This window comes from Glaciecola nitratireducens FR1064 (assembly GCF_000226565.1).
Lineage (GTDB): Bacteria > Pseudomonadota > Gammaproteobacteria > Enterobacterales > Alteromonadaceae > Glaciecola > Glaciecola nitratireducens.
Window position 1 is genome coordinate 2,146,020 of sequence record NC_016041.1, and the last position, 25,117, is coordinate 2,171,136.

Genomic DNA, 25,117 nt, shown 5'->3' on the forward strand with positions numbered 1-25,117 from the left:
CTCGACTATGAATAAACATAGTTATTCTTCGGCTAACGTGTCCTCTTCGTCGTAAGTATCAACATCAAAATCTTCATCATCATTGCCATCTGCACTACTGTCTACTAAACCAATATCTATCGATTTTGTTGGTGAAACCCCTAATTTTTTAAACTGCTCTGCTTGCCTCACTAAGTTCCCACGGCCCGTGGATAATTTACCCATCGCCGCCTCATAGGCTTTTGCTGTGGCATCAACATTGCGACCGATTTTTTCCATATCGGTAATAAAGCCGTGAAATTTGTCATACATCTTTCGTGCTTGCTCAGCTATTTTATTTGCATTTTGGTTTTGATATTCATACTGCCAAATATTATTAATTGTGCGCAATGCAACCAATAAATTCGTTGGGCTAACCAGCATAATCTGGTTATCGAGCGCTCTTTTTATCAAGTCTGGCGCATGTTCAATAGCTGAGATAAACGCTGATTCTATTGGAATAAACATGAGAACATAATCGAGCGTTCTCACGCCGGTAAGGTCTTGATAATCTTTCTTACTCAGGCCTTTTATGTGACCACTTATTGAATTAACGTGTTCTTTAATGGCTCGCTGGCGACCTTCGTCAGTTTTCGCGTTAACGTATCTTTCGTGGGCAATTAATGACACTTTCGAATCAATAACAATATCTTTATCGTTAGGCAAATGAACCACCACATCGGGCTGATAGCGCTTACCGTGAACATTTTTTAACGATTTCTGAGTTTCGTATTCATGGCCATTACGTAATCCTGACTCAGACAAAATTCGCTCTAATACAAGCTCTCCCCAATTTCCTTGTTGTTTGTTATCGCCTTTCAATGCATTGGTCAGCGCGGCGGCTTCCTCTGTGATCTGTTTATTCAATTCTTTCAAACTTAAAATTTCAGTTTTGAGGGATGCCCTTTCCTGACCTTCTTTAACGTATTGATCTGAAACTTGGCGCTTAAATGATTCGATCTGCTCTTTAAGTGGAGCGATCAGCTGCGTTATTCCGGTTTCACTCGTTTTCGTAAACTTTTCTGATTTTTGTTCGAATATTTTATTTGCTAAATTCTCGAATTGAATAGAAAGCTGTCTTTCTGCGTTCTCTAGTAAATTCAATTTTTCTGCAAAACTCTTTCTTTCCTGCTCAAAACCAACTTGCTGCGACTGGTAGCTTGCCTGCAAATTTGCGTATTTGTGATTTATTTCATCTAACTTCTTTGAAAAAACCTCATTTTCACTCTGCTTGCGTAGCAGCTCATCTGCTTTTTGACTCAACACTCCAATTTCACGCTGATTTTCGGATATTATGCTTCGACCTGTATCTAACTGCTGTTTATATACAAGCTCATTCTTTTGCAAGGTATCCTGAAGTTCGTCAATTTTAGCGTCATATTGACCAAAAGATTGGTCATTTAATGCTATTTGTTGCTTTAGATCTTGGATCTCCGATTCATAAATCGATTTTTGCTTGTTTAGATCACCAATGTACGTTTCAGATTGCTGCACTAATTCAGACTGATGCTGTGCCTTTATGGAGTCAAGTTCACGCCTTGAATATGACCGCATAAGCAACCAAACCAACAGCATAGCAATAAAAGCTGCTGCACCTGTAGCTATAGCAACTTCGATATTCATAAACGGCTGTAACATGGGGTGCATTGTTTACTTTATCCTTGTAAAGTTTCGACCTGTATATCGTGTAAAAAACGAACGTGTGCAGCGACCTCGGCACATTGGTGTGAATATTATCAAAAGCCTCGCCCAATAACTAAATGATAACAATGAATAAATTCATTATGTCACATGCAATAAGGCCCCGTTAGTTTCGGGGCCCTACTTTTACTAGCGCATTTTTGCGCGGGTATCTAAATGGTCAATTTGTATAGACCCTATTTAACTCTTAAAGCCGCATCTAAGTCAGCAATTTTTGCTTTCCAAATAGCAGGCCCAGTTTCGTGAGCGTTAGCACCGGAACTATCCACTGCAACTGTTACGGGCATGTCAACAACATCAAATTCATAAATGGCTTCCATTCCCAAATCTTCAAATGCAACAACGCGTGACTTTTTAATTGCTTTAGAAACTAGATAAGCCGCGCCCCCGACAGCCATTAAATATACCGCTTTGTGTTTCGCTATACTTTTGACTGTTGCTGGACCACGTTCTGCTTTTCCAATCATGCCAATTAGGCCGGTTTGCTCCAACATCATGTCAGTAAATTTATCCATACGTGTGGCTGTTGTCGGCCCCGCTGGACCAACAACTTCACTGCCGACTGCATCAACAGGGCCTACGTAATAAATAAATCGATTAGTTAAATCAACGCCTTCAGGCAAACCTTCACCATTGTCGAGCATTGTTTGAATTCGCTTGTGGGCAGCATCACGACCGGTAAGCATCTTACCGCTCAGTAATACCGTCTCGCCAACTTTCCAGTCTTGAATGTCAGCTTTTGTAATGTCATTAAGATTGACTCTACGAGTGTCTTTACTGACTTCCCAAGTTACTTCTGGCCAGTCTTCTAACTTCGGTGCCTGTAGTTCTGAAGGACCTGATCCATCAAGATAGAAATGTGCATGGCGAGTTGCTGCACAATTTGGGATCATCGCAACAGGCTTTGAAGCTGCATGCGTTGGCATTGACATAACTTTAACGTCAACGACAGTTGTTAGACCACCTAGACCTTGAGCGCCAATACCCAAGTCGTTCACTTTTTTGAATATATCTAAACGTAGTTTCTCTTCCGTAGTAACCGCGCCGCGCTCCATTAATTCTTGAATATCGACTGGGTCCATCAAACTTTCTTTGGCTAAAACAGCCGCTTTTTCAGCCGTGCCACCGATACCTATCCCTAACATACCCGGCGGACACCATCCGGCGCCCATTGTGGGAAGCGTCTTCACAACCCAGTCTGCGATGTCATCGCTAGGATTGAGCATAACCATTTTTGATTTATTCTCTGAACCACCGCCTTTGGCCGCAATCATCACTTCTATTTTATTGCCTTTCACAGTGTCAATATGAACAACAGCAGGCGTATTATCTTTTGTATTGATGCGTTTGCCGGCAGGGTCTGAAACGATTGACGCTCTCAAGGGGTTGTCAGGATTTAAATACGCACGACGCGTTCCCTCGTCGACCATTTCCTGAACAGTCATGTCTGTCTTATCCCAGCTAATATCCATACCGAGTTTGACAAAACAAGTCACAATTCCAGTGTCTTGGCATAAAGGACGTTTGCCCTCTGCAGACATTCTTGAGTTGATTAGTATCTGTGCCATAGCGTCTTTCGCCGCCTGACTTTCCTCACGATTGTAGGCCGCTTCGACGGCCTTGACGTAATCTAATGGGTGATAATATGAAATAAATTGCAACGCATCTTCAATACTGTCTATAAAGTCTTGTTGACGAATGACGGTCATGATGTCCCCTGTTTTTTCAAAGATTGATATGGTTTTGATAGTTTGCCGAGTATACTACCTAACTCATGATTATTTCGCCAAAAAAACCTGATTATTTACGAGGTTAATATTGTCATTACCCATTTTTATTGAAGAGTGTTTAGAACTCGAAGGAATTTCTGCAGTTCAAGTATTCTCCAATTTCCAGCATTTGCCTTGGGCGATGTTGCTCGATACTTGCAATAATCAATTAAGCGATGGTCGTTACGACATTATCGTGCATTCACCCGTTGCAAAGCTAGTGGTAAAGAATAAGCAATTGGTAGTAACAGCCGCTGAGGAGTGGTCTACGCTAATTGAAACAGAGCTAAGCGCAAATAACGGCAGCCCATTTGAACGTTTAGAAGAAGTTCATAATAAGTTCAAATCCATGGTTAATGTTACAGATGCCAGCCCTCTCCCCTTTTTATGTGGCGCTTTGGGATACTTTAATTATGATTTAAATATTCAGTTAGATGGTATCCAAGACACTGTTCCAGATGAATATTCATCTCCCGATTTGGCAGTTGGCATTTATGATCAGAGCCTCATTTTTGACAATAAAACGAACAAGGTTTTTTGTTGTTATATTGATAACGAACGCGCTGAACTCCTAAAGAATCTAACAACTGATAAAACTAAAACGAAAGCTACGACTGATTTCCAACAGTTGAGTCATTGGCAAGCAAATCAAACCGAGTCTGAATACCATAAAAAACTGCAGCGAATTGATGACTACTTGCATTCTGGTGACTGCTATCAAATAAACTTTGCACAGCGCTTCGATGCCAGCTATCAAGGTTCTGAATGGCAAGCTTATCGTCTGCTCAGAGACGTTAACAAAGCGCCTTTTTCGTCATTTATTCGTTTAGAAGAAAACTGTATTTTAAGTGTCTCTCCCGAACGCTTCCTGCAAGTAAAATCGGGAGTAGTAGAAACCAAGCCAATTAAAGGTACACGAAAGCGTGCTCTTAATGATGAAGATGATAAGAAGTTAAGTGAAGAATTGCTGAATTCCGAGAAAGATAGAGCAGAAAACCTCATGATTGTTGATTTACTTAGAAATGACTTGAGCAAACATTGTGAGCCGCATTCTGTGGTTGTTCCGGCGCTATTTAAATTAGAAAGTTATCCTGCTGTTCATCATATGGTTAGCACGATTTTGGGCAAGTTAAAGGCATCCTCGTCTCCCATTCAATTACTCAAAGGCGCCTTTCCTGGGGGCTCTATCACTGGTGCGCCTAAGCATCGCGCAATGCAAATCATCCAAGAGCTTGAACCGAATAAACGCAGTATTTACTGCGGTAGCATAGGCTATATTGGTGTGCGTGACGATATGGATACCAGTATTTGTATTCGCACTGTATTAGCAGAAAATAATCGTTTATATTGTTGGGCAGGAGGCGGTATCGTATTAGACTCAGAAATCGCCAGCGAATATCAGGAAAGTTTGGATAAAGTAGCAAAGATACTGCCTGTACTTGAAGAAACTATGCAGATCGACACTGCTCTAGCTAAAGGCTCTTTTGCTGAAGGCTCTCTTGTACAAAATCCGTCGGCCAGTGCGTTAAAAGAAAGACATCAACGAGAAGTCACTACACCAACTAAATGAACAGAAAACAATGAATGAAAAACATTTTTTATCTAAGTTTCATCTTCCCTGGTCTGCAGGTCCATCGCACGATTTTCCGTTTCCAGTAAAAACCAGACCTGCAGCGGTCCTCATCTGTTTGCAGCCTCCATTTGATGATTTACACGTACTATTTACGCAGCGAGCAAGCCATTTAAACCATCACGCTGGGCAAATAAGTTTCCCCGGCGGAAAGTATGAAGTTTCAGACGAATCCTTAGTGCATACGGCATTGCGTGAAGCTGAAGAAGAAATTGGCTTAAAATCAGACAAAGTTAGGATCCTTGGTACACTTCCAGAGTATAAAACAATTAGTGGCTTCGCCGTTTTGCCCGTTATTGGTATCTTAGATGAATCGGTTGACCTTGATGTTGACTTAACGATAGATAAAAACGAGGTTAGCCGTATATTTCAAGTCCCTTTGTCTCACTTAATGAACCGACAAAATTACTTTGTTCACCACGTAGAACGTCGACAACAAAGCTTTCCCGTGTACTTTATACAATATCAGAACGATGTCATTTGGGGGGCAACAGCAGGCATGACAGCCCTGCTTTGCAAGCATCTTGACTTTTACTCTTAGTAAAACTGTAAACCTTCGATATCGTTTTGCCACCCTTTTAGTTTTTGATACCGTACATATCACTCAACGCAGTTTATAAAAGCTCGACGACAGTCCATAACATCGCATTAACAAATCTAATGCAAGCGATTAGCAAATCTCATTTGTTTATTATCAAAACTATGCAAGACTTAACATGGATAAAATTAATAGTTAAGCGATGTAAAATGATCAGTGTTTTTGACATGTTCAAGGTGGGCATTGGCCCATCAAGCTCCCATACCGTGGGGCCAATGAGAGCGGCAGCAGCATTTTGTGATGTATTAAAAAAAGCAGAAGTGTTTGAGCAAATAACGGCTGTAAAAACAGAATTGTACGGTTCGCTAGGGCAGACTGGCAAAGGTCATGGCACCGGGAAAGCAGTAATACTGGGCTTACTAGGCTACTTACCAGAAAACGTACCGGTCAAAAAAGTTGACGCCATGCTAACGCTTGTTGAAACTGAACAAGCTTTGATGCTGAATCAAGAACATCAAATTCTATTCCCGAAAGATGGCGCTATTGTATTCCATCGCAGAAAAACACTGCCCTTACATTCTAACGGCATGACATTATTCGCCTATGCTGGAACTGAATGTATATTGAAGCAAACTTATTATTCGATAGGCGGTGGCTTTATCGTTGAAGAGTCTGAATTTCAGGCACAAAAAGACGAAAAATTTGCTGAACAACAGGTCGATGCTCCCTTTCCATTTTCAACCGCGACTGAATTGATGCAAATTTGTCATGAAAATGGTTTTTCTATCAGCACATTAATGCTTAGAAATGAAATTTCAATCCTACCAGAAGAGATACTCAGAGAGCGATTAGTTTACATTTGGGAAGTAATGAAAGAGTGCGTTCAAAACGGTATCAATACAGAGGGGATTCTGCCCGGCGGATTGAAAGTGCATCGCCGTGCTTATGGCCTTTATCGAAAGCTTAAAAATGAAAGCAATAACGATCCAATGCAAGCAATGGACTGGGTAAATCTATTCGCACTTGCAGTTAATGAAGAAAATGCTGCAGGCGGAAGAGTCGTGACCGCACCAACTAATGGTGCAGCAGGGATCATTCCCGCCGTATTATGTTATTTTGACAAATTCGTAAGACCTGTCGATGACGATACAGCTTGTCGTTATTTATTAACGGCTGCTGCCATTGGTATTTTGTATAAGAAAAACGCATCAATTTCTGGCGCAGAGGTGGGTTGTCAGGGCGAGGTTGGCGTTGCTTGTTCAATGGCTGCTGCCGCATTGACCGAGATATTGGGTGGTTCAGTCATCGCAGTTGAAAATGCCGCTGAGATTGGAATGGAGCATAATTTAGGATTAACCTGCGATCCCGTTGGCGGCCTAGTTCAAGTGCCTTGCATTGAAAGAAACGCAATGGGCGCTATCAAAGCCATAAACGCTTCTCGACTGGCGTTTAGAGGAACCGGCAATCACAAAGTATCATTAGATAAAGTTATCAAGACGATGTGGGAAACCGGCAACGATATGAAAACAAAATACAAAGAGACTGCTCGCGGAGGTTTGGCAGTCAACATTATAGAGTGCTAATTGCTGAGTAACGTTGACTGCATAGTGATGCTAAATATAACAGCGCGGAACTCAACACCGCGCTTATTTGACTGGCAGCGTTAAACCTTTAAACATCTTCTCAACTTCTTCATTATTCTTTTGCATCATCGCTCTTTCTACCACGTCTTTAGTCAAGTGAGGCGCAAAGCGTTCGATAAAGTCGTACATGTAATTTCGCAGGAAAGAGCCTTTCCTAAAGCCAATTTTTGTTGTGCTGTAGTCAAATAAGTGACTGGCATCTATTTTTACTAGGTCAGAATCTAAGTCATCGCTAACCGCCATAGAGGCTATTACACCGATACCCACACCTAACCTAACGTATGTTTTAATAACATCGGCATCCGTTGCAGTGAATACTATTTTAGGTTCTAGGCCCGCAATATTGAACGCCTGATCAAGCTCGGAACGCCCGGTGAAACCAAACACATAAGTAACTAAAGGATATTTAGCGATGTCTTGGATAGTTATCGATGTTTTCTTTGCAAGGGGATGTTCTTTATTCACAATTACTGAACGATTCCAGTGATAGCAAGGCAACATGACGAGGTCGTTATATAAATGCAAAGACTCCGTTGCGATAGCAAAATCAGCCTCGCCTTTAGCAGCCAAATCACTTATCTGTGAAGGAGTCCCCTGATGCATATGCAAAGAAACTCTAGGATACTTTGACATGAAGCCCTTAATAACGTCGGGCAAGGCGTAGCGCGCCTGCGTGTGCGTGGTTGCTATATTCAGTTTACCTTGGTCTGGCAAAGTGTGCTCACGGGCTACCGCCTTGATACTTTCTACTTTCGCCAGAATTTCACGGGATATGTTAATCACATCCTTGCCCGCTTCAGTAACATGAGTAAGATGCTTACCACTTCTGCCGAAAATTTGGATGCCTAGCTCGTCTTCGAGCATCCGAACTTGTTTGCTAATGCCGGGTTGTGACGTAAAAAGCGTTTCAGCTGTGGCTGACACATTCAGGTTATTGTTGAGGACTTCGACGATATATCTTAATTGTTGTAATTTCATTAAATAACCTAAAGGTTGATATTGCTGTTTCAGTATCTTTGTTTTATTCACTTTATAACCAAATAATAGACAATTTAAAACTAATTTGCATAAGAATTTCGTAAATTAGTTTTCCGATGCAGGATTTGCATGGAGAATCACGACGGTTTGATACCCTCGTATTCTTTTAAAATGCCGTCATAAACCATAAATGATATAGAATCCACGCGATTGGCCGATAACTCAAACAGGACTGAAATAAGGTGAGCTATGCTAGATAATCAACCATGTAGCCATTCCACACAAAGTGATAATCTGAGCATTGATTTTGCCTCAGTGATGGCCGTTGCTGTGCATGATATGAAAAATTCATTAAGTTTGCTGATGCAAACAATAGAAGACCTGTCTAAGTCTTTGTCTCCAGCGCAGGACGAAAGCAGACAACAAATCGTCGATTTGCACTATGAGGCAAATCGAATGAACACTACCTTAGTTCAAATACTCTCACTTTACAGAGCGGAACTCGATTCCCTGCCCTTAAATATTGACGAATGCTTTATGGAAGACTTGGTATATGAATTAATTGAGTCTAATAAAACCTATACAAAGCAAAAAAATATTACCTGTATCGTGGACGTTGATAGTGAATTATCTTGGTTTACTGATAAGGATTTGTTATTTTTATTAATGAATGACGTATTGGTTAATGCAATCCGGTACGGTGCGAGTGAAATTAAAATTTCAACGCTTGTGGAAGATGGCTATCTTTGTATTACTGTTGAAGACAATGGTTCAGGCTATCCACAAAGAATGCTAGATATGTCAGACGCTGCGATGGAATCGTTGTGTGTAAGCGAAGGAAGAACAGGCTTAGGCTTATTCTTCGCAAGAATGATTGCACAGACACATAAAAACAAGAATCGACAAGGAAGTATCAAACTGAGTAATAATAGCGTTACAGGCGGAAGTATATTTAAGGTACTATTGCCCTGAAGGATAAGTAACCGACTCCTAAACGGAAACCTATAATGTTCACAATTGTTATACTTTTGATCGCCATCGTTATCGTCGCAGGCATATCTGCGAGTGCTGTTCAACAGCACAAAGAGCGCAAAGAAGCAGCGAAGCGAGAGGAAGTTAGTCGTCAAAGAGCAATTATCGACGAGACCGAAAACGCACTCACGGCTGCCGGGCAAATGCCTGTTTCACAACAGCTCATTGCCATCATTTTGCGAAGAATTCAGAATTCAATGAAGCAAAGTTTGCAGCAAAGCCCTAACCCAGATTTAAAACAGCGTTTGAATGACACCTCAGTGCTTTTAAAAAACATTGATTTAGCTGAACCGACTCCAGACCACAGTACATTCAAGCTTCCAGCCAATGACAAAGTGATTATCAAATACATTCAGGCAGTTAAGAAATTACGAGTAATTTTGCGCTCTGAGCACGGGAAAGGAAATATCACACCTAAAGTATTCGCAGCGGAAGACAAAAGCCTAGAACGACTGCAGCTAAGGGTCAATATAGAAACCTTACACAAGCGAACCGCAGACGCGATAACCGGTAACATGCAAGGCAGCGCAAGACAGTATATTGAAAAAGCAGTTGCTGCATTAAAAGCACACAAACCACAGGACGAATATACAACGACACGGATCTCTGAATTCGAAAGTATGTTGAATAATTTAGAAACTGCAATGAAGGAAAGCAACTTAGCTGCAATTGCTATCGAAAAAGAAAAAGAAAGTGAGGACATTGATCAGCTATTCGGCCCTAAAAAGAAATGGTAGCTTGCGGAGTTTTTGTACTTTCCATCAATTAAGGATTCAATTTTAGACTTTCAATGAAGGCCTGAGCGGCAAAGGATAAAGAACGGTCTTTTGGCGTTATTAGACCAACCCGCTTTATGATGTCCAAGCCCAACACTTTTTTACTGATGCAGCCCTTTGCCTCCATTTGCTTTTGCACCATAGACGGCACAATAGCAATTCCCATTCCCGAATAAACCAAATTCCCAATAGTGCTAAATTGAGATGCTTCAACTGCAATGTTTATTTTTCGATCGCCGTTTATCAGTTTTTCGTCGACCCATTTACGGGTGGTAGAGCCCCTATTCATGCTTACAAAGGGATACTTAATAACGTCATCTAGTGTGAGCTCTGCGCCTACATTGAGTGCATGATCGGGTGGCATGATCACGACAAATTCATCATTAAACATCGGATAAAAGTTTAATAGTTCATGTTCTTCCGGTTCGAATACAAAGCCCATTTCTGCCCTTTCACGCAACACACTCTCAATCACTAACTCCATCACCACATCATGTACTCTGATACTGATATTAGGTTGCGCGTAACCGAAGGAGGCCAATAAAGACGGCAATCTACCTTCAGCAAAGGACGGCATTGATGCTAGTGTCAATAAACCTTTTTCAAGCGTAAAAAGCTGTTTCACATCGTAAAGTGCATTCTCCCAGTCGTCTAATAATCGTTTAGCAACGGGTAAAAAAGAAGCACCTTCAGGTGTCAATTTAACGCTTCTTGTCGAGCGACTAAAAAGAGCGCCTCCAAGCTGCATTTCCATCTTTTTAATTGCACTTGATAGTGCAGGTTGAGATATATGTCGCTTTTCTGCAGCTTCGGCAAATGACTGGTATTTTGCTAATTCAATAAAGGCTTGAAGATTTTTAATTGAAACCATAATCGCACTCCTATTCCGTGATATAAACTAACGTACCAAGCTTCCTTTGGCTTTCGCATTAATAACTATTATTTATTAATACTGATAATAAATCAATTTTACAAATGTAACATCTTGGTAAATAATATCTAACGAATAAACAACATAAGAGAGTACTCATGGCTGGTTTTGATAAGGTAGTAACAAGCTACGCAGACGCGATGCATGGACTTGAAGATAACATGACAATCATTGCAGGCGGATTTGGCCTGTGTGGCATTCCTGAAGGCTTAATTGCAGAAGTTAAGCGCATGGGAACCAAAGGACTCACTGTGGTATCCAACAACTGTGGCGTTGATGGTTTCGGTCTTGGTGTTTTATTAGAAGACAAACAAATTAAGAAGATGGTCTCGTCATATGTTGGCGAAAACGCCCTATTTGAAAAACAATTACTCAACGGCGAACTCGAAGTTGAACTAACGCCACAAGGAACACTCGCAGAAAAAATGCGAGCTGGCGGCGCTGGTATTCCTGCATTCTATACGGCTACTGGCTTCGGCACGCCAGTTGGCGAAGGTAAAGAGAGTCGTCAATTCAATGGCCGTGATTATATTCTTGAAGAGGCTATTACCGGTGACTTTGCAATCGTAAAAGCATGGAAAGCCGACCGCTACGGTAACTGCATGTATAGACACACCGCGATGAATTTCAATCCAATGGCAGCAACAGCGGGCAAAATAACAGTGGTTGAAGTTGAAGAGATTGTGGAACCGGGTGAACTTGAGCCAAGTCAAATTCATACACCAGGCATCTATGTTGACCGTGTTATTCAAGGGTCATTCGAAAAACGTATCGAACGTTTAGTTACGTCAAAAGGAGCATAATCATGGCATTAACAAGAGATCAAATTGCAATGCGCGTCGCTCAAGAATTCCAAGATGGCGATTACGTGAACTTAGGCATTGGTATTCCTACTCTAGCAGCTAATTATGTTCCTAAACACATACAGGTTATGCTGCAGTCCGAAAACGGATTATTGGGAATGGGGCCTTATCCAACTGAGGATCAAGTAGACGCTGACATGATTAACGCTGGCAAAGAAACCGTAACGGCTTCGACCGGCGCCTCTATTTTCAATTCAGCAGAGAGCTTTGCGATGATCCGTGGCGGGCACGTCGACTTTACTGTCCTAGGCGCATTTGAAGTAGATGTCTCTGGCAGCATCGCATCGTGGATGATCCCGGGTAAGTTAATCAAAGGAATGGGCGGCGCAATGGATTTAGTTGCTGGCGCAAAGAATATCATTGTCACGATGACACATGCGGACAAACACGGCAATTCAAAACTCCTACCATCATGCACACTGCCATTGACCGGTGTAAATTGCATTACACGGATCATTACAGATTTAGCGGTACTTGAGGTTAAGGACAACGCCTTTCATTTGAGAGAGCGCGCGCCTGGCGTCACTATTGATGAGATTAAAGAAAAAACAGCTGGAAAACTTGTCGTTGACGGTGATATCCCAGAGATGAAACTGAGCTAAGTGGGAACACCCGCCTAATTATTGCTATTTTCTAGCTAGAATCTAACCCCGACAGTAATATGTTGGGGTTTTTCTTTTATAACGGGTCTATTTCAAGGATAATGCAAAGGAATTATTCAAAGAGGCTCTATCTTGTTATTTTCTGAACTCCCTATCGACAGTCGCGTACTGAAAGCGTTATCAATTATGCAAATTGAAACGCTAACAGAAGTACAGCACAAAAGTATTCCCCATGCACTTATAGGCAAAGACGTTGTTGCTGGCGCAAAAACAGGTTCAGGAAAAACACTCGCATTCTTAGTGCCTGCGGTAAATCGTTTACTTACCAGCAGACCGCTCACAAAGGCCGACCCTAGAGCGATTATATTAGCGCCCACTCGTGAGCTTGCTAAACAAGTGTTCATGCAGGCTAAAAAGCTTACCGCCACTCAAAACATATCTGTAGCGTTAATCGTGGGCGGCGAAAACTATAACGATCAGGTGAAAATATTGCGTCAAAACCCTGACATCATTGTCGGCACGGCAGGTCGAATTGCGGACCACATTAATGGCAAAAGTTTCTTCCTCAACGGAATCGAACTGTTGATATTAGATGAAGCAGATCGCATGCTTGAACTTGGCTTTTCGGAACAACTTGACCTAATTCATCGCTCTGCAAATCACCGCAAGCGTCAAACAATGATGTTTTCAGCAACAATCGATAGCGCCGCGGTTCACGCTATGACTGAGAAAATGCTGAATGCTCCAGAACAAATTGTTATCGACAATGTTGCTATACCGCACGCTGACATTGAGCAAAAGTTCTTTTTGTCTGACGGTGTGACGCACAAAGACCAATTACTTCTAAAATCGTTGGTAATGGCAAATAGGACTCAAGCTATTGTGTTTACCGCGACGCGCGAAGACACCGGTCGTATTGCCAAACAGCTTGAAGATGAAGGCTTTGCAGCAGTTAGCCTGCATGGAGAATTAGCGCAAGGTCAACGCTCTAGCGTTATCAACGCATTCTCTCGTGGCCTGCACACTGTTTTGGTTACCACCGACCTAGCTTCGCGTGGACTTGACCTATTAAATGTTGCTTTAGTGATCAATTACGATTTGCCTAAATTTGCAGACGAGTACATTCACCGTATAGGCCGCACTGGCAGAGCCGGTAATAAGGGCGTTGCAATCTCGTTTGTCAGCGGTAAAGACTGGCATAGCTTTAGCGCAATCAAGTCGAAAATGCCTCAAGACTATTCGTTTTCTGAATATGAAGAATTGCCTGCTAAGTTTAAAGGACGACGTGCGTTCGTTGAGAAGAAAACCGAAAGCAAGGCAAGCGTGAAAGCAAAACCAAAAGCCATTAAGAACCCTGTTAAGAAGCGCGTAAGAACAATGGATGCTGTAGATACTGGCTTCATTCCTGTGAAGCGGAAAGCCAGAGTGGTTGTAGATGATGAAGATAACAGTACTGATTTAAACTTTGACACGGATACTGATAGCAAAACAGATATTTAAAGCAGATACAGCAACAATGACTGATTTTGTTGTGGTGACTAATGAGCGGCTGACGCTTATTGTGCAATGTGACCGCCTGAGCTAAGCACTCAGCTTCACACCAAAAATTGTCCTCTGTTTGCGTTTTGTTTTTTACGTCAAGCCAGTAGCCTTTTTTGAAATTATTCCAGTATAAAAAATTCTCTTTAATTTAAATAGTGAGCTAAATATTATGAGTCGTTCTTTTATTGGTAGTGCTCTGTCGAATAGCACAACAAAAGCCCTATTATTGGGCTCCGGTGAACTTGGTAAAGAAATTGCGATTGAATTACAGCGACTTGGTGTCGAAGTCATTGCTGCAGATAGCTATGCAAATGCACCTGCAATGCAGATAGCGCATTCTTCGTATGTCCTAAGTATGCTTGATGGAGAGCGTTTAGAGGAAATTATTCGAAAAGAAAAGCCTGACTTCATTATTCCTGAAGTTGAAGCTATTGCCACAGCGTCGCTTATAAAATTAGAGGCTGAGGGCTTTAATGTTGTGCCTAGTGCGCGCGCAACAAAGCTAACTATGGATAGAGAGGGGATCCGCCGCTTGGTCGCTGAAACGCTTTCGGTAAAAACCTCTCCTTATGTCTTTACTGATAGCAAAGACGAATACCTGCAAGCAGTAAAAGAAATTGGTATCCCTTGTGTTATTAAACCAGTGATGAGCAGTTCAGGCAAAGGACAAAGCATAATTAAGTCAGAAGCAGATTTAGAGTCTGCGTGGGCTTATTCCCAAGAAGGAGGTCGCAGCGGCGCCGGACGGGTAATTTTGGAAGGCTTTGTTCCGTTTGATTATGAAATTACATTACTAACCGTAAGTGCGGTTGATGGTATTCATTTTTGTGCCCCTATTGGCCACCGTCAGGAAAATGGTGACTATCGTGAATCTTGGCAACCCCAAATAATGTCAGATTTGGCATTACAAAAAGTGCAAGAAATAGCGACCAAGGTAGTTAAAGAATTGGGTGGACACGGACTCTTTGGTATGGAGTTTTTTGTGAAAGACGATGAGGTCTACTTTAATGAAGTTTCTCCTCGCCCACACGATACAGGTTTGGTTACGCTTATGTCTCAAGACCTCTCTGAATTTGCTTTACACGTAAGAGCCATTCTAGGCTTGCCAATCGGGAAAATTACTCAATATGGACCAACAGCGTCCAGTGTCATTTTGGGTAATGGTCATTCTCAAGATATTAAGTTCGCCAACCTAAGCGAAGCTTTGGGTTTGGTCGCCGGCTCACAATTGCGCTTATTTGCTAAGCCAAATATCGCGGGTAAACGCAGATTAGGAGTCGCTATCGCGAGAGGCGACAGCACAGTGAAAGCAACTGAAAATGCTAAGTTGGTGTCAAGTAATGTTGAAGTGCTATATTAGATAAATTAAGGATCAATTAGAGGGGCTACTTATCGCCCCCCTGCATTTGCATTCAGCTTATAAGAGCTCGGGAGAATTTTTAGAATAGATCGCCAGTCTTAATATTCCCACCAACCATCTTTCCACCATTCTAGAAACTCTTCAAAGTCGATATATCCATCATTATTACCATCAATGAGCGAAAAGCCTTCTTGGACGTTTCCCGCCTTTGTTTTTGGAGATAATATTGTTAATAACTCGATGAACTCACGAAGGTCAATTTGTCCGTTTAAATCTCTATCGAAAAAATCAAAGTCTTTTCTTATTTCAGCAATTTGTTCTGCTGTTAGTTTTTTATCTTGGCTCATCGTCGATCCTTCTGATCGTTTGACTTTATATAACTAAAGTTTACCCCTTTAGCCCCTTGAGTGTCTAGGAGAAATGCTGCGTTACTGTGCTTTTTGTTTGTTTTTCAATAGACTGCGAGCGCGCTGTTCTTCCGCTTTTTGCAGACGTTTCTGTTCTATGACTAATCGCGCCTCAGTTCCAACGTGTTCTTCATTTCGTTCCTTTGCAAGACGCACCTGCTTTTCGCGCTCTCTAAAACGTTCAATTTGGTCGTCGGTATGGGTTCCGAAACATTTAGGGCAACTTACGCCAGGCTCAAACTTGTCGCTTAACTTGTCTTCATCTGTTATTGGCAAGCGACAACCATAACACTGGTCATATTCGCTCTTTTGCAAATCGTGGTTAACCGCAACGCGATTATCAAAGACGAAACAATCACCTTCCCACAAGGATTCCTCTTTAGGAACGTCTTCCAAATATTGCAAGATGCCGCCCTCTAAGTGGTAAACCTCATCAAAGCCCTGCTCTTTCAGATATGCAGTGGATTTTTCACACCGAATGCCGCCAGTACAAAACATAGCAACTTTTTTGTGCTTAGCGGGATCAAGTTCCTTTGCTACATATGCTGGGAACTCTCTGAAGGTTTCAGTCTTAGGATTAACCGCGTACTTGAAGGTACCGATCTCAATTTCGTAATCGTTTCGGGTGTCTACCAAAGTCACCTCAGGATCAGAAATTAAATCGTTCCAGTCTTTTGGTTTGACGTAACTGCCGACGGTGCGTTTTGGATCTATGCCTTCGACACCCATCGTCACGATCTCTTTTTTAAGTTTCACCTTAGTACGATAAAATGGCTGTTCTTCATGCAGCGACTCTTTATGTGAAATAGGGTTTATGCGCTCATCAGCATTCAAATAAGCAAGCAATTCATCAATTGCATTTCGAGCACCGGATACAGTGCCATTAATCCCTTCAGAGGCAAGCAGAATGGTGCCTTTAATTTGGCGTTCTTCCATAAATTGGCGAAGAGGCTCGCGTAATTCCTCAAAGTCACTAAGAGTGACAAACTTATATAACGCACATACGATGTAGTTGTTCATATTTTTCCTTTTGCGGATTGGAACGTAAAACCAGAGCAAAATTGCGCGCGCAAGATAGCAGAAAAATGGTGTTTTTTCTATGCAAACTTAAATGAGCTTGATCTAGCTCAATAGCTTAACGCGCAAATTCAGACGCTTGGGGAATAAGATCGAATAACAGTGTCTCATCAACTTGAATGGGTTTTTGTTCTGACTGACTATCGACATCTGCAGACATCACCGCATTTATGCGTTGCTTAGCATAGTAGTCCAGTCCATTAACCACTTCCTCATCCAACCTCAAATGATTGTTGTGTTCAGATAAACCTTGCGGGAAAAAAGCGTTGAGCAGTTGCAGGGTACTATTGGCTTGAGAATCCACAGCCGCAGAAAATGACGCTTGCAGCTTGAAATCTTGCTTTGTGAACTGCAGTGCTGGATGTTTGTAATAATGTGATTCTATATCAGCATATACAATCTCATTCGTTGATTGTGCATCTGCGAATCGAGGAGTATGGCTTAGGTCCTTCTCCAGCATAGATAAATACAGATAAAACAAGCTTTTATCTGTATTTAGCGCTTTTACACTGCGGTTGAGCCGAAGCTGCTGCTCAATATGCGGTATGCTGACTTTATCCATTGCACAAGTAGTTTATTAAGTGGTAATTTGTTATCGTCACTTAAGTCATTTTACTCAAGTTTTTAGTCATGGAAACGATAAAAAAGATACAACAAAAGCCGGTTGACATGACGTTAACTGCACAATTAGGTCACTCGTTTTTGCATGGATAAACTCGATTACGCCGACAAACGATGTTTGGTTGTCGAAGACAGACGCCCATTTCTGATGCTCCTTAAAGGTTTGCTAATGAGCCTCGGGGCGAAAAAAATTGATACAGAGTTAAGTGCAGAGTTAGCATTAAAAGCTTGTAAAAAAGTGTCGTACGACATTATTGTGTGCGACCTTCATTTAGGTAACGACAGAAAGAATGGCTTTGAATTCTTAGAAGAAATCAGAAAACTTCACCTTATCAGCCCTTCTGCAGTTTTTATCATGATAAGTGGCGATAGTGCGCGCTCTATGGTCTTAGGCTCCCTTGAAAAACAGCCAGATGACTATCTAATCAAGCCCTTTTCACAGGCGCAATTGAATTCCCGAATTACAAGAGCGAAGAACAGACGCATAACGCTCGCCTCTTTGTACAGTCTTATTGAGCATAAAAAATACGAACTGAGTATTGAAACGTGTAAGCACTTTCTCGATGTTGGCACTAGGTACACCGCAAATTGTATACAAATACTAGTGCAATTATATTGGCTAACTAAGCAATATGATAAAGCAGAAAATGTACTACAAAAGCAACTTGATGAACGTTCAGTCCAATGGGCGTTAAGCGCTATGGCACGCACCCAATTGCTGAAAGAAAATTATATTGAAGCGATAGATTTAGCAAAGCAAGCAATCGATGCATCAAGAAATGACGTTGATTCATACGATATTCTAGCCGAAGCTTACCTTCAAAACGGCATGCCCGACCAAGCCCTCAAATCCATAAAGGATGCACTCAGCCTTTCCCCTCTATCCATAGAACGTCATTACAACGTTTGTAAAATCGCTAGAGTCAACGACGACTATGAAACCGCTATGCACTCCTCACAGGCAATTTTTGAGTTGTCTCAGCGCTCAGTCCATCGCAACGTAAATCATATGTGCAGCTATATTCGCAGCATACTTGACGCCGCAGAACATGCCGACAATAAGAAAGACGGAAATAGGCTAAAGCAAGACGCAATATACGCGATAAAAAAATAAAATTAGACGCTAACTCATCAATTGTGCAAAACGGTTTTGATTTTGATATTTTTGAAACGCTTGTTGAGTCTCGCATTGCATTTCTTGAAAACCATCGAAGCGAATCAAAAAAGGCACTAGAAGAGGCGCAAATAAAAATAGAACAGCAGTTTAGTCAGTTTCCGGTGAGTCTAGCAGCCGAAAGTTTGAAGAGCATGTTGGATTTAGGTGACTTTGAAGATGCTATAAAAGTTCGTAAAGCAATAAAAGAGCAAGACGTGGAGCTCGATAGTAACATCCAAAATTCAATGTCACGTGCGTTTGAAAAAGTAAGCGCTAAACAAGAAGAATATATCGGTCACAATAAAGACGGTATTTTAAAATTTAAAGAAGGTAAGTACAGAGACTCGTACGCGTCGTTTTCTGAAGCAAAACTTATCTCACCAATGAATATTGGAGTAACCCTTAATCTGCTACAAAGCATCGTAAAACTGCTTGAAATGACTCATAAACCTGACGTATCGCTACAGCAGGAATGCAGGGAGCATTATCGCTACATTACGAATATGCCTTTGCGGAAAGTACATCAGCAAAAATTTGAAAGCATGAAACTTGACGTAGAGAGACTGATGTCAAAGTAATTCATCGGTTGCTACAGCCTTTTGTCTTCTTCCTATGGAAGCAGTCATAGCTCCCAATATTACCAAGCCCGCTCCAATATAGGCATACATGTTCAAGTTTGAATCTATGAATATGTCAGGAGCAATTGATACTGCAATTCTGTTACTAATATAGGTGAATATGGGGGCTAGTGATATTACTGCACTCACTTTTGACCCGTCCCATATTTGAATAGCCTTTGTAAAAGCACCATAGGCTATCAACGTATTCGCACAACAAAACAATAATGACCAAAGTTGAACACTGTTTAATTGAAACAATGCGCCAAAATCACTAAACGGAATGAGAACTGTAAAACCGATACCATAAATCAAAAGAGTCAATTGTTTTACGGTAAAGCTAAGCAACAGTTTCTTTTGCGCTAGTGCGTAACTTGCCCAAGCTAACGCTGAAAAAACAGTAATAAACACGCCTATTATATTTTCATCGGCCGACTCAATAATGGCCGGAATGCGCTCACTAAAAAACAATACCAATCCGGCAAATAGAATAAGCACTCCTAATCCTTGCTGTCGATTAAATTGCTCAGAATACAACAAGACACTTCCCACCATTAGCGCAAACGGTGCAATTTGCATCACAATCTGAACAGTACCTGGACTTATATAAATCAGCGCAAACACATTAGTCACATAGTTCATCACTAACAATATTGCAGTGACTATTACAACGACGACAATTTTGTTACTTGCTTGTCGTGACTTTGGTAAGGACTTGGAAAAAAACAACAGAGCAAAAAGAATTATAGCTGCGACTGCAAAGCGATAAGCCGTGATCGTATATGCATCCATTTGCTGCAACAGTATTTTTAAAAAGACAGGTAAAATACCCCACAGAAAAGCGGTAAGCAAAGCAAGTAAAAAACCTTGTGTAGAACGAGAGCTTTTAATAAACACTGACTATTGACTCGTTAATATGTGGTTCGCAGGAATGCGCAGTGATAACAGGAGCGTAAAGTAATCTAAACACAATTAAACGGCAATGATTAATATAGTTCAATACCGCCTTTTTTATGCTCTACGTAGTGTGGGGTTCAAGCGCTCAAGTAGAGTATCGTTGATACTTTACTTGAGCTTTGTATCTTATAATTTGGCAACAGATCTTAGACGACTTTACCAGCCTCTGTAGCTACAAGAACTTCGTTAAGACTTCCTGTTTTACAGTCGTAAATATATCCATAAATTGGAATTTCACTTGGAACCATTGAATTGTTTCTAATTCGCTGAACATCTTCTAAAACACTTTTTTCTTGGTCGCTTATTGTTAACCAATTGATGTACTTGCCGTCGGTCGTGCCACCACCAGAATTGCTATCAGTCCAACCGGAAGCATCTACGCTTGATGTTTTTAAGCTACCCTCTAGTAAATCACCCATTATTTCCGTGGTAAATGTTTCCATGCCACAATCAGTATGATGAATGACAAACCACTCTTTGGTACCGAGCAGTTTGTAAGAAATGACTAACGAGCGAATCGCATCATCACTAGCTCTTCCACCAGCATTGCGGATAACGTGGGCATCGCCCTCTGCAAGACCTGCGTATTTGGCAGGATCTAAGCGTGCGTCCATACATGTCAGTATGGCAAACTGCCTTGCTGGTGGCATTGGCAAGTCGCCTTTTTCTCCAAAATCAGCTACGTAGGCCGCATTTGCCGATACCACTTCTTTGACTATTTTACTCATATAGATTCTCCTTTAGAAACACTAATAATGTATGTTGTGCTTTGAACGCTTTGAATTATTTACTCAGAACATTAGTTAGTCGAAGTATAAGATTGGACGTACCTAACAAACAAAATCCACGACTATTTATTACATTCTAACTTGGAAAAAAAATAGCGCATGATGAAATGCGGTTTTTTATCATCTGTTTTGACTTAAGATATAATCAATTGATATTCAACACCTGACAACGTTACTCTACAACCAACTATTAATACCGATGAATCCTAATTGCCAACTACATTCTTATAAATCACATCCGCTTGAATAAGACTTTGCTTTTTAAACTCACTATTTGTTAACCTTCTAACACTTTATCCAATTAGAGAGACACGTTATGCGAAAGACACTCGCTTTGATTACATCTTTATCTTTACTTAGCTACTTGTTGGTTTTACCTCCGGCCATTGCTCAACAACAGGATGCGCCAAAATCGAATAGCAGAATTCTGCCGGTCGACACTGAAGTTGTTACCAAACATAGCGCAAAAATCAATGGTAAGAAGGTGTCCTACACCGCCACCGTAGGCACGCAACCAGTATGGGATGAAGAAGGTTCGCCAATTGCGTCGTTGTTTTACACCTATTACGAACGTCAAGATGTAGATAAGCGTGAAGCAAGACCCATTGTTTATTCATTCAACGGTGGTCCGGGATCAGCATCAGTATGGATGCATATTGCTTACACAGGCCCAAAGGTGCTTAATTTAAGTGATGAAGGTTATCCCATTCAACCCTACGGCGTGCAGGACAACCCCTACTCTATTTTGGACGTTGCTGACATTGTCTTCATCAATCCAGTTAACACCGGATATTCTCGCGTATTGCCTAATGAAGATGGCGAAATGCCCTCTCGCGACAAGCAAAAAGAAAGCTTTTTTGGCGTCAATGCCGACATAAAATACTTAGCAGAGTGGATGAACACCTTCACCTCTCGCAAAAATCGTTGGCAGTCACCTAAATACTTAATTGGCGAAAGCTATGGAACTACCCGGGTTTCGGGTCTTGCTCTCGAATTACAAAACAGTCAGTGGATGTATTTAAACGGCGTTATTTTAGTGTCTCCCACCGACATTGGTCTTGATCGTGATGGACCGGTTAAACAAGCTAATCAACTCCCTTACTTTGCTGCAGCAGCATGGTATCACGGTGTTCTTCCGCAAGAGCTACAAGAAAAAGATCTGCTAGACATGCTACCAGAAGTTGAAGCATTTGCGCTTGATAACTACTTACCGGCACTCGCAAAAGGAGCGATGTTAAGTGGTGATGCACGCGAGAAAATGGCTGAACGTGTTGCTTATTATTCTGGCATTTCTAAGCAAGCGGTTCTTGATAATAATCTAGCGCCTAGCGCAAGTTTCTTTTGGAAAGAGCTACTTCGTGAGCAAAACCGTACTATTGGCCGCCTCGATTCACGCTACTTGGGTATCGACGAGAAACGTTCGGGAGACCGCCCCGATTACAATGCTGAACTCACTTCTTGGTTGCATTCATTCACTCCTGCAATTAACTATTACTTGCGTGAAGAATTAAAATTCGTTACCGACATGAAATACAATATGTTTGGCCCAGTCCGCCCTTGGGATAGAAGTGATAACAACTCGGGTAGACAGTTACGCCAAGCGATGGCTCAAAACCCGTATTTAAATGTGTTGATTCAATCGGGCTACTTTGATGGTGCGACCAACTACTTTGATGCTAAATATAATATGTGGCATTTGGATCCCAGTACTCAAATGAGCAACAGAATTGAGTTCAAAGGCTATCGAAGCGGTCATATGATGTATTTACGACGCGCCGATTTAGAGAATGCTAATAACGATATAAGAGCGTTTATTCTTAAGTCTGATTCGAAAGGTCAGCCTGCTGAGTATAAGTTAGAAAAATAGAACGAACGATAAACTCATTTATTCTTTTCACCAGATTAGAATATCAGCAAAGAGCAATGCGTGCAGACCATTGCTCTTTGCATTTCCCTTCAGTCCTGAACACATAAATTTCAGAATTTAACACAAAAATCGTCGATTCAATTCACTTACCAAAAAGCTAATTACTAATATTTGATATAGGTCAACGTTATACAACACCCACTGCTTTAGAGTACTCAGCATCACAATCATCAGCATTTTTTCAATGAACGCTAGATAAGTATTATCGGATATTGTCTAACAAAAATATCGATAATTGCGTTTGTATATCAATTTAAATGTTAATAAGGGTCGCGTTATGAAAAGCAAAAAAAACAAATCAGATTTACAGGCAAGTTATCAAGCGATGGTTGATAACGTTGAAGACTTTGTGATTAAAGAAGGTAAAACCTTGCAACAGGCCTTTCACGCAGCAGAAGAGAAATTGATTAATGCTAAGGACATAAGCAAAGAAAAAATCCAACAAGCAAGTAAAGAATTAAAGAACAATTTACGCTTGTTAAGTGAAACTGCAGAGGGGGTTGGTGAAGCTTATAAGGAACGAATAAAATTTGACTTGGCTTATGTTAATAATTCAATTTGGGACAAGCTACAGACAATTGCCAAGTCAAACACGGTTGATTTAATTGAATTCTCTAGAGCACTGCAAAACCGAGCACAAACCGCCGTGACAGAAAGTCATCTCGCTGCCCATCAGGAACACAATGAATGGCATTCCGACAATGCCATATGGCAAGATGAGGTGGCATACTGGACAAAAGAAAACGCTCAAGCGCTAAAAAAGTTAGAAGAGATTGAAGCAATACTTAAGCAACAATCAACTTTGTTAACTAAACATGCCAAAGCTATTCAAGCTCATAGTAAAAAAACTGAAAAACACGAAGAAAGCATGAAGAACGTTGAACAAGATTTTAGTAGCGAGGTTTCTAAAGTAAAAGATGAAAAACAAGCAACTAAACATCTAAAAGAACGTCAAGTACATGCTGAACAGTCAGAGTCACACTATGCTTTAAAGACTCATCACTTTAAAGTAATGGCGATGATCAGTGCACTTCATAAAGAGCTGCAAAAAGCAGATTAATGATATAGCAATACTGGAACAGAATGTGTCTATCAACAGCTATATCGTCTAGTTTAACTGTATAGAAAGCTCGTACTAATAGTAACAATTAGTGCTCGCTGCAGTTTGATTTGGCACATTCGCCTTTCTGGATCCAATAACAAACCTCACTCACGCCAACAATACGACAGAATTTAAATATTTTTTTGAAAAAAATAAAACTGCGCACAATTTTTTGCGCAGTTATTTAAGAAAATTAGCATTAAAAACGAAACGTTACCGTTTTAAGAAGCATAGACTGGACTAATAGTAAGCTTACTATTAGTCCGAAACGAGGCGGCCGTCGCTAATAATAGTGCTTATAAGACAACCCTGCTCCAAGATCAGGACTACTATCACTGAACCCAACGAATGTATATGCAGATAGCCCCCACGATCCCTTTCCTCTGTGTGAAACAAAAAGACTAACTTCGCGAATATCTTCAGTGTCCTCAAACGAAGATTGTCTGTAATCAAATGCGATACCCAGCTTGGTTTGGATAGAGTATCGAAACACAGCGCCAATTGACCCAAACCAGACGTTATCGACATTCAGTCCCTCGGGCTCCCCTCTAATTTTATAACCCAGTGTTCCCGTCAAATAGTAGCTATCGTAATATTTATAAATATTGCTCTGCACTGAGTAGTCTGTTTTACCGGAACCAAGACCTTTTTCTTCATCTGCGGTTCCTAGCTTTACTTTCGCCCCAAAATCAACCGCAATACCTAATCTATCATTCTGATATACATCAAAAAAAGTGATCCTGGCAATGATATCGCCAAGACCTTTTTCAGTGCGATACTCACCCTCACCAACAATAATTTCACCATCGTTACCTGTGAGAGTGGTGCCGCTTGGTGCCCGCACCGAAAGGTAAGGAACAGTTAAACCAACGCCCAGCGATTCCCCTTGATAACCAAACGTAATCGGAACATAGAGGTCCTCAATAGTGCGATCGCCGCCATAATCACCGCTAGAATGTTCAGCACCTATTGCTACGACAAAATCATTGGATTGAGCAACACATTCAGTTCCGGTAATGGTTAACAGCAGTGTCATTGCATAACGCAAGGTATCGTGTCTCGTTTTCATAAACTCAAACTCC

Annotated in this window: 23 protein-coding genes; 13 read left to right on the forward strand and 10 right to left on the reverse strand. The window is 41.2% G+C overall.

All coding sequences use genetic code 11. The features are described from left to right. Window positions 1-21: 21 nt before the first annotated feature. Both GNIT_RS09275 and GNIT_RS09280 read right to left on the reverse strand, forming a co-directional pair. Entirely contained in the window at window positions 22-1,665 is a 1,644-nt protein-coding gene (locus tag GNIT_RS09275) for a DNA recombination protein RmuC (protein WP_014108934.1), read from the reverse strand. A 230-nt stretch (window positions 1,666-1,895) separates the two neighbouring features. Continuing rightward, the gene (locus GNIT_RS09280; protein WP_014108935.1) at window positions 1,896-3,428 is read right to left on the reverse strand and encodes a fumarate hydratase; all 1,533 of its coding nucleotides are present in this window, start codon (window positions 3,426-3,428) and stop codon (window positions 1,896-1,898) included. Window positions 3,429-3,537: 109 nt separating this feature from the next. Between GNIT_RS09280 and pabB the strand changes: the two genes are divergently transcribed. The 3 genes from pabB (at window position 3,538) to GNIT_RS09295 (ending at window position 7,239) form a co-directional block, all read left to right on the forward strand. Continuing rightward, window positions 3,538-5,058, forward strand: coding sequence for an aminodeoxychorismate synthase component I (gene pabB / locus GNIT_RS09285; protein WP_014108936.1), 1,521 nt, complete (start codon window positions 3,538-3,540; stop codon window positions 5,056-5,058). A gap of 10 nt (window positions 5,059-5,068) precedes the next feature. After that, the gene (locus GNIT_RS09290) at window positions 5,069-5,659 is read left to right on the forward strand and encodes a CoA pyrophosphatase (RefSeq protein ID WP_014108937.1); all 591 of its coding nucleotides are present in this window, start codon (window positions 5,069-5,071) and stop codon (window positions 5,657-5,659) included. A 206-nt stretch (window positions 5,660-5,865) separates the two neighbouring features. Then, entirely contained in the window at window positions 5,866-7,239 is a 1,374-nt protein-coding gene (locus GNIT_RS09295) for an L-serine ammonia-lyase (protein WP_014108938.1), read from the forward strand. A 63-nt stretch (window positions 7,240-7,302) separates the two neighbouring features. On the opposite strand, the gene cysB is transcribed toward GNIT_RS09295, so the two are convergent. After that, complete coding sequence (cysB, locus tag GNIT_RS09300) at window positions 7,303-8,277, reverse strand: HTH-type transcriptional regulator CysB (protein ID WP_041246373.1); 975 nt, start codon at window positions 8,275-8,277, stop codon at window positions 7,303-7,305. A 249-nt stretch (window positions 8,278-8,526) separates the two neighbouring features. On the opposite strand from cysB, the gene GNIT_RS09305 reads away from it, so the two are divergent. Both GNIT_RS09305 and GNIT_RS09310 read left to right on the forward strand, forming a co-directional pair. Then, on the forward strand, window positions 8,527-9,249 hold the full coding sequence (locus GNIT_RS09305; RefSeq protein WP_014108940.1) for a sensor histidine kinase: 723 nt from the start codon (window positions 8,527-8,529) through the stop codon (window positions 9,247-9,249). A 35-nt stretch (window positions 9,250-9,284) separates the two neighbouring features. Next, window positions 9,285-10,046: a hypothetical protein gene (locus tag GNIT_RS09310; RefSeq protein WP_014108941.1), complete on the forward strand. Its 762-nt coding sequence runs from the start codon at window positions 9,285-9,287 to the stop codon at window positions 10,044-10,046. A gap of 28 nt (window positions 10,047-10,074) precedes the next feature. On the opposite strand, the gene GNIT_RS09315 is transcribed toward GNIT_RS09310, so the two are convergent. Beyond that, window positions 10,075-10,956, reverse strand: coding sequence for a LysR family transcriptional regulator (locus tag GNIT_RS09315; protein ID WP_014108942.1), 882 nt, complete (start codon window positions 10,954-10,956; stop codon window positions 10,075-10,077). Window positions 10,957-11,114: 158 nt separating this feature from the next. Here GNIT_RS09315 and GNIT_RS09320 point away from each other — a divergent pair, with 158 nt between their 5' ends. The 4 genes from GNIT_RS09320 (at window position 11,115) to purT (ending at window position 15,383) form a co-directional block, all read left to right on the forward strand. Further along, window positions 11,115-11,819 carry a CoA transferase subunit A gene (locus tag GNIT_RS09320; RefSeq protein WP_014108943.1) on the forward strand — a complete coding sequence of 235 codons (705 nt, stop codon included), beginning with the start codon at window positions 11,115-11,117 and terminating at the stop codon, window positions 11,817-11,819. Between the two features lie 2 nt (window positions 11,820-11,821). Beyond that, window positions 11,822-12,481, forward strand: coding sequence for a CoA transferase subunit B (locus GNIT_RS09325; protein ID WP_014108944.1), 660 nt, complete (start codon window positions 11,822-11,824; stop codon window positions 12,479-12,481). Window positions 12,482-12,613: 132 nt separating this feature from the next. After that, window positions 12,614-13,981, forward strand: a complete 1,368-nt coding sequence (locus tag GNIT_RS09330; RefSeq protein ID WP_014108945.1) for a DEAD/DEAH box helicase — start codon at window positions 12,614-12,616, stop codon at window positions 13,979-13,981. Window positions 13,982-14,192: 211 nt separating this feature from the next. Beyond that, window positions 14,193-15,383, forward strand: a complete 1,191-nt coding sequence (gene purT, locus GNIT_RS09335; RefSeq protein WP_014108946.1) for a formate-dependent phosphoribosylglycinamide formyltransferase — start codon at window positions 14,193-14,195, stop codon at window positions 15,381-15,383. A gap of 98 nt (window positions 15,384-15,481) precedes the next feature. On the opposite strand, the gene GNIT_RS09340 is transcribed toward purT, so the two are convergent. From GNIT_RS09340 to GNIT_RS09350, 3 genes are all read right to left on the reverse strand, one after another. Further along, window positions 15,482-15,730, reverse strand: coding sequence for an EF-hand domain-containing protein (locus GNIT_RS09340; RefSeq protein WP_014108947.1), 249 nt, complete (start codon window positions 15,728-15,730; stop codon window positions 15,482-15,484). Between the two features lie 81 nt (window positions 15,731-15,811). Continuing rightward, the gene (gene trhO, locus GNIT_RS09345; protein ID WP_014108948.1) at window positions 15,812-16,810 is read right to left on the reverse strand and encodes an oxygen-dependent tRNA uridine(34) hydroxylase TrhO; all 999 of its coding nucleotides are present in this window, start codon (window positions 16,808-16,810) and stop codon (window positions 15,812-15,814) included. 115 nt (window positions 16,811-16,925) lie between these two features. Continuing rightward, complete coding sequence (locus tag GNIT_RS09350; RefSeq protein ID WP_014108949.1) at window positions 16,926-17,429, reverse strand: hypothetical protein; 504 nt, start codon at window positions 17,427-17,429, stop codon at window positions 16,926-16,928. 144 nt (window positions 17,430-17,573) lie between these two features. Between GNIT_RS09350 and GNIT_RS09355 the strand changes: the two genes are divergently transcribed. Together GNIT_RS09355 and GNIT_RS09360 are read left to right on the forward strand one after the other, a co-directional pair. Then, window positions 17,574-18,602 carry a tetratricopeptide repeat-containing response regulator gene (locus GNIT_RS09355; protein ID WP_041246375.1) on the forward strand — a complete coding sequence of 343 codons (1,029 nt, stop codon included), beginning with the start codon at window positions 17,574-17,576 and terminating at the stop codon, window positions 18,600-18,602. A 23-nt stretch (window positions 18,603-18,625) separates the two neighbouring features. Continuing rightward, window positions 18,626-19,222: a hypothetical protein gene (locus GNIT_RS09360; protein WP_041246376.1), complete on the forward strand. Its 597-nt coding sequence runs from the start codon at window positions 18,626-18,628 to the stop codon at window positions 19,220-19,222. On the opposite strand, the gene GNIT_RS09365 is transcribed toward GNIT_RS09360, so the two are convergent. Both GNIT_RS09365 and GNIT_RS09370 read right to left on the reverse strand, forming a co-directional pair. Further along, a complete protein-coding gene (locus tag GNIT_RS09365) occupies window positions 19,214-20,158 on the reverse strand; it encodes a DMT family transporter (protein ID WP_014108950.1) in 945 nt (314 codons plus the stop codon). The two genes, GNIT_RS09360 and GNIT_RS09365, sit on opposite strands and share 9 nt — an antisense overlap. Window positions 20,159-20,364: 206 nt before the next feature. Then, entirely contained in the window at window positions 20,365-20,946 is a 582-nt protein-coding gene (locus GNIT_RS09370; RefSeq protein WP_014108951.1) for a beta-class carbonic anhydrase, read from the reverse strand. Window positions 20,947-21,322: 376 nt separating this feature from the next. Between GNIT_RS09370 and GNIT_RS09375 the strand changes: the two genes are divergently transcribed. Together GNIT_RS09375 and GNIT_RS09380 are read left to right on the forward strand one after the other, a co-directional pair. Then, window positions 21,323-22,873, forward strand: coding sequence for a S10 family peptidase (locus GNIT_RS09375; RefSeq protein ID WP_014108952.1), 1,551 nt, complete (start codon window positions 21,323-21,325; stop codon window positions 22,871-22,873). 301 nt (window positions 22,874-23,174) lie between these two features. Then, complete coding sequence (locus GNIT_RS09380; protein WP_238526880.1) at window positions 23,175-23,993, forward strand: zinc ribbon-containing protein; 819 nt, start codon at window positions 23,175-23,177, stop codon at window positions 23,991-23,993. A 325-nt stretch (window positions 23,994-24,318) separates the two neighbouring features. Here the strand turns inward: GNIT_RS09380 and GNIT_RS09385 are convergent, their stop codons facing one another. Beyond that, window positions 24,319-25,104 (reverse strand): hypothetical protein, encoded by a 786-nt coding sequence (locus GNIT_RS09385; protein ID WP_014108955.1) that lies wholly within the window; start codon window positions 25,102-25,104, stop codon window positions 24,319-24,321. Between the last annotated feature and the right edge of the window lie 13 nt (window positions 25,105-25,117).

Bases quoted from the DNA above. Each gene is read 5' to 3' on its own strand.
- trhO (WP_014108948.1), bottom strand. From the start codon at position 16,810: ATGAACAACTACATCGTATGTGCGTTATATAAGTTTGTCACTCTTAGT.
- GNIT_RS09315 (WP_014108942.1), bottom strand. From the start codon at position 10,956: ATGGTTTCAATTAAAAATCTTCAAGCCTTTATTGAATTAGCAAAATAC.
- GNIT_RS09310 (WP_014108941.1), top strand. From the start codon at position 9,285: ATGTTCACAATTGTTATACTTTTGATCGCCATCGTTATCGTCGCAGGC.
- GNIT_RS09370 (WP_014108951.1), bottom strand. From the start codon at position 20,946: ATGAGTAAAATAGTCAAAGAAGTGGTATCGGCAAATGCGGCCTACGTA.
- purT (WP_014108946.1), top strand. From the start codon at position 14,193: ATGAGTCGTTCTTTTATTGGTAGTGCTCTGTCGAATAGCACAACAAAA.
- GNIT_RS09375 (WP_014108952.1), top strand. From the start codon at position 21,323: ATGCGAAAGACACTCGCTTTGATTACATCTTTATCTTTACTTAGCTAC.
- GNIT_RS09275 (WP_014108934.1), bottom strand. From the start codon at position 1,665: ATGCACCCCATGTTACAGCCGTTTATGAATATCGAAGTTGCTATAGCT.
- GNIT_RS09280 (WP_014108935.1), bottom strand. From the start codon at position 3,428: ATGACCGTCATTCGTCAACAAGACTTTATAGACAGTATTGAAGATGCG.
- GNIT_RS09350 (WP_014108949.1), bottom strand. From the start codon at position 17,429: ATGGATAAAGTCAGCATACCGCATATTGAGCAGCAGCTTCGGCTCAAC.
- GNIT_RS09295 (WP_014108938.1), top strand. From the start codon at position 5,866: ATGATCAGTGTTTTTGACATGTTCAAGGTGGGCATTGGCCCATCAAGC.
- GNIT_RS09325 (WP_014108944.1), top strand. From the start codon at position 11,822: ATGGCATTAACAAGAGATCAAATTGCAATGCGCGTCGCTCAAGAATTC.
- GNIT_RS09320 (WP_014108943.1), top strand. From the start codon at position 11,115: ATGGCTGGTTTTGATAAGGTAGTAACAAGCTACGCAGACGCGATGCAT.
- GNIT_RS09385 (WP_014108955.1), bottom strand. From the start codon at position 25,104: ATGAAAACGAGACACGATACCTTGCGTTATGCAATGACACTGCTGTTA.
- GNIT_RS09340 (WP_014108947.1), bottom strand. From the start codon at position 15,730: ATGAGCCAAGATAAAAAACTAACAGCAGAACAAATTGCTGAAATAAGA.
- cysB (WP_041246373.1), bottom strand. From the start codon at position 8,277: ATGAAATTACAACAATTAAGATATATCGTCGAAGTCCTCAACAATAAC.
- GNIT_RS09355 (WP_041246375.1), top strand. From the start codon at position 17,574: ATGGATAAACTCGATTACGCCGACAAACGATGTTTGGTTGTCGAAGAC.
- GNIT_RS09290 (WP_014108937.1), top strand. From the start codon at position 5,069: ATGAATGAAAAACATTTTTTATCTAAGTTTCATCTTCCCTGGTCTGCA.
- GNIT_RS09305 (WP_014108940.1), top strand. From the start codon at position 8,527: ATGCTAGATAATCAACCATGTAGCCATTCCACACAAAGTGATAATCTG.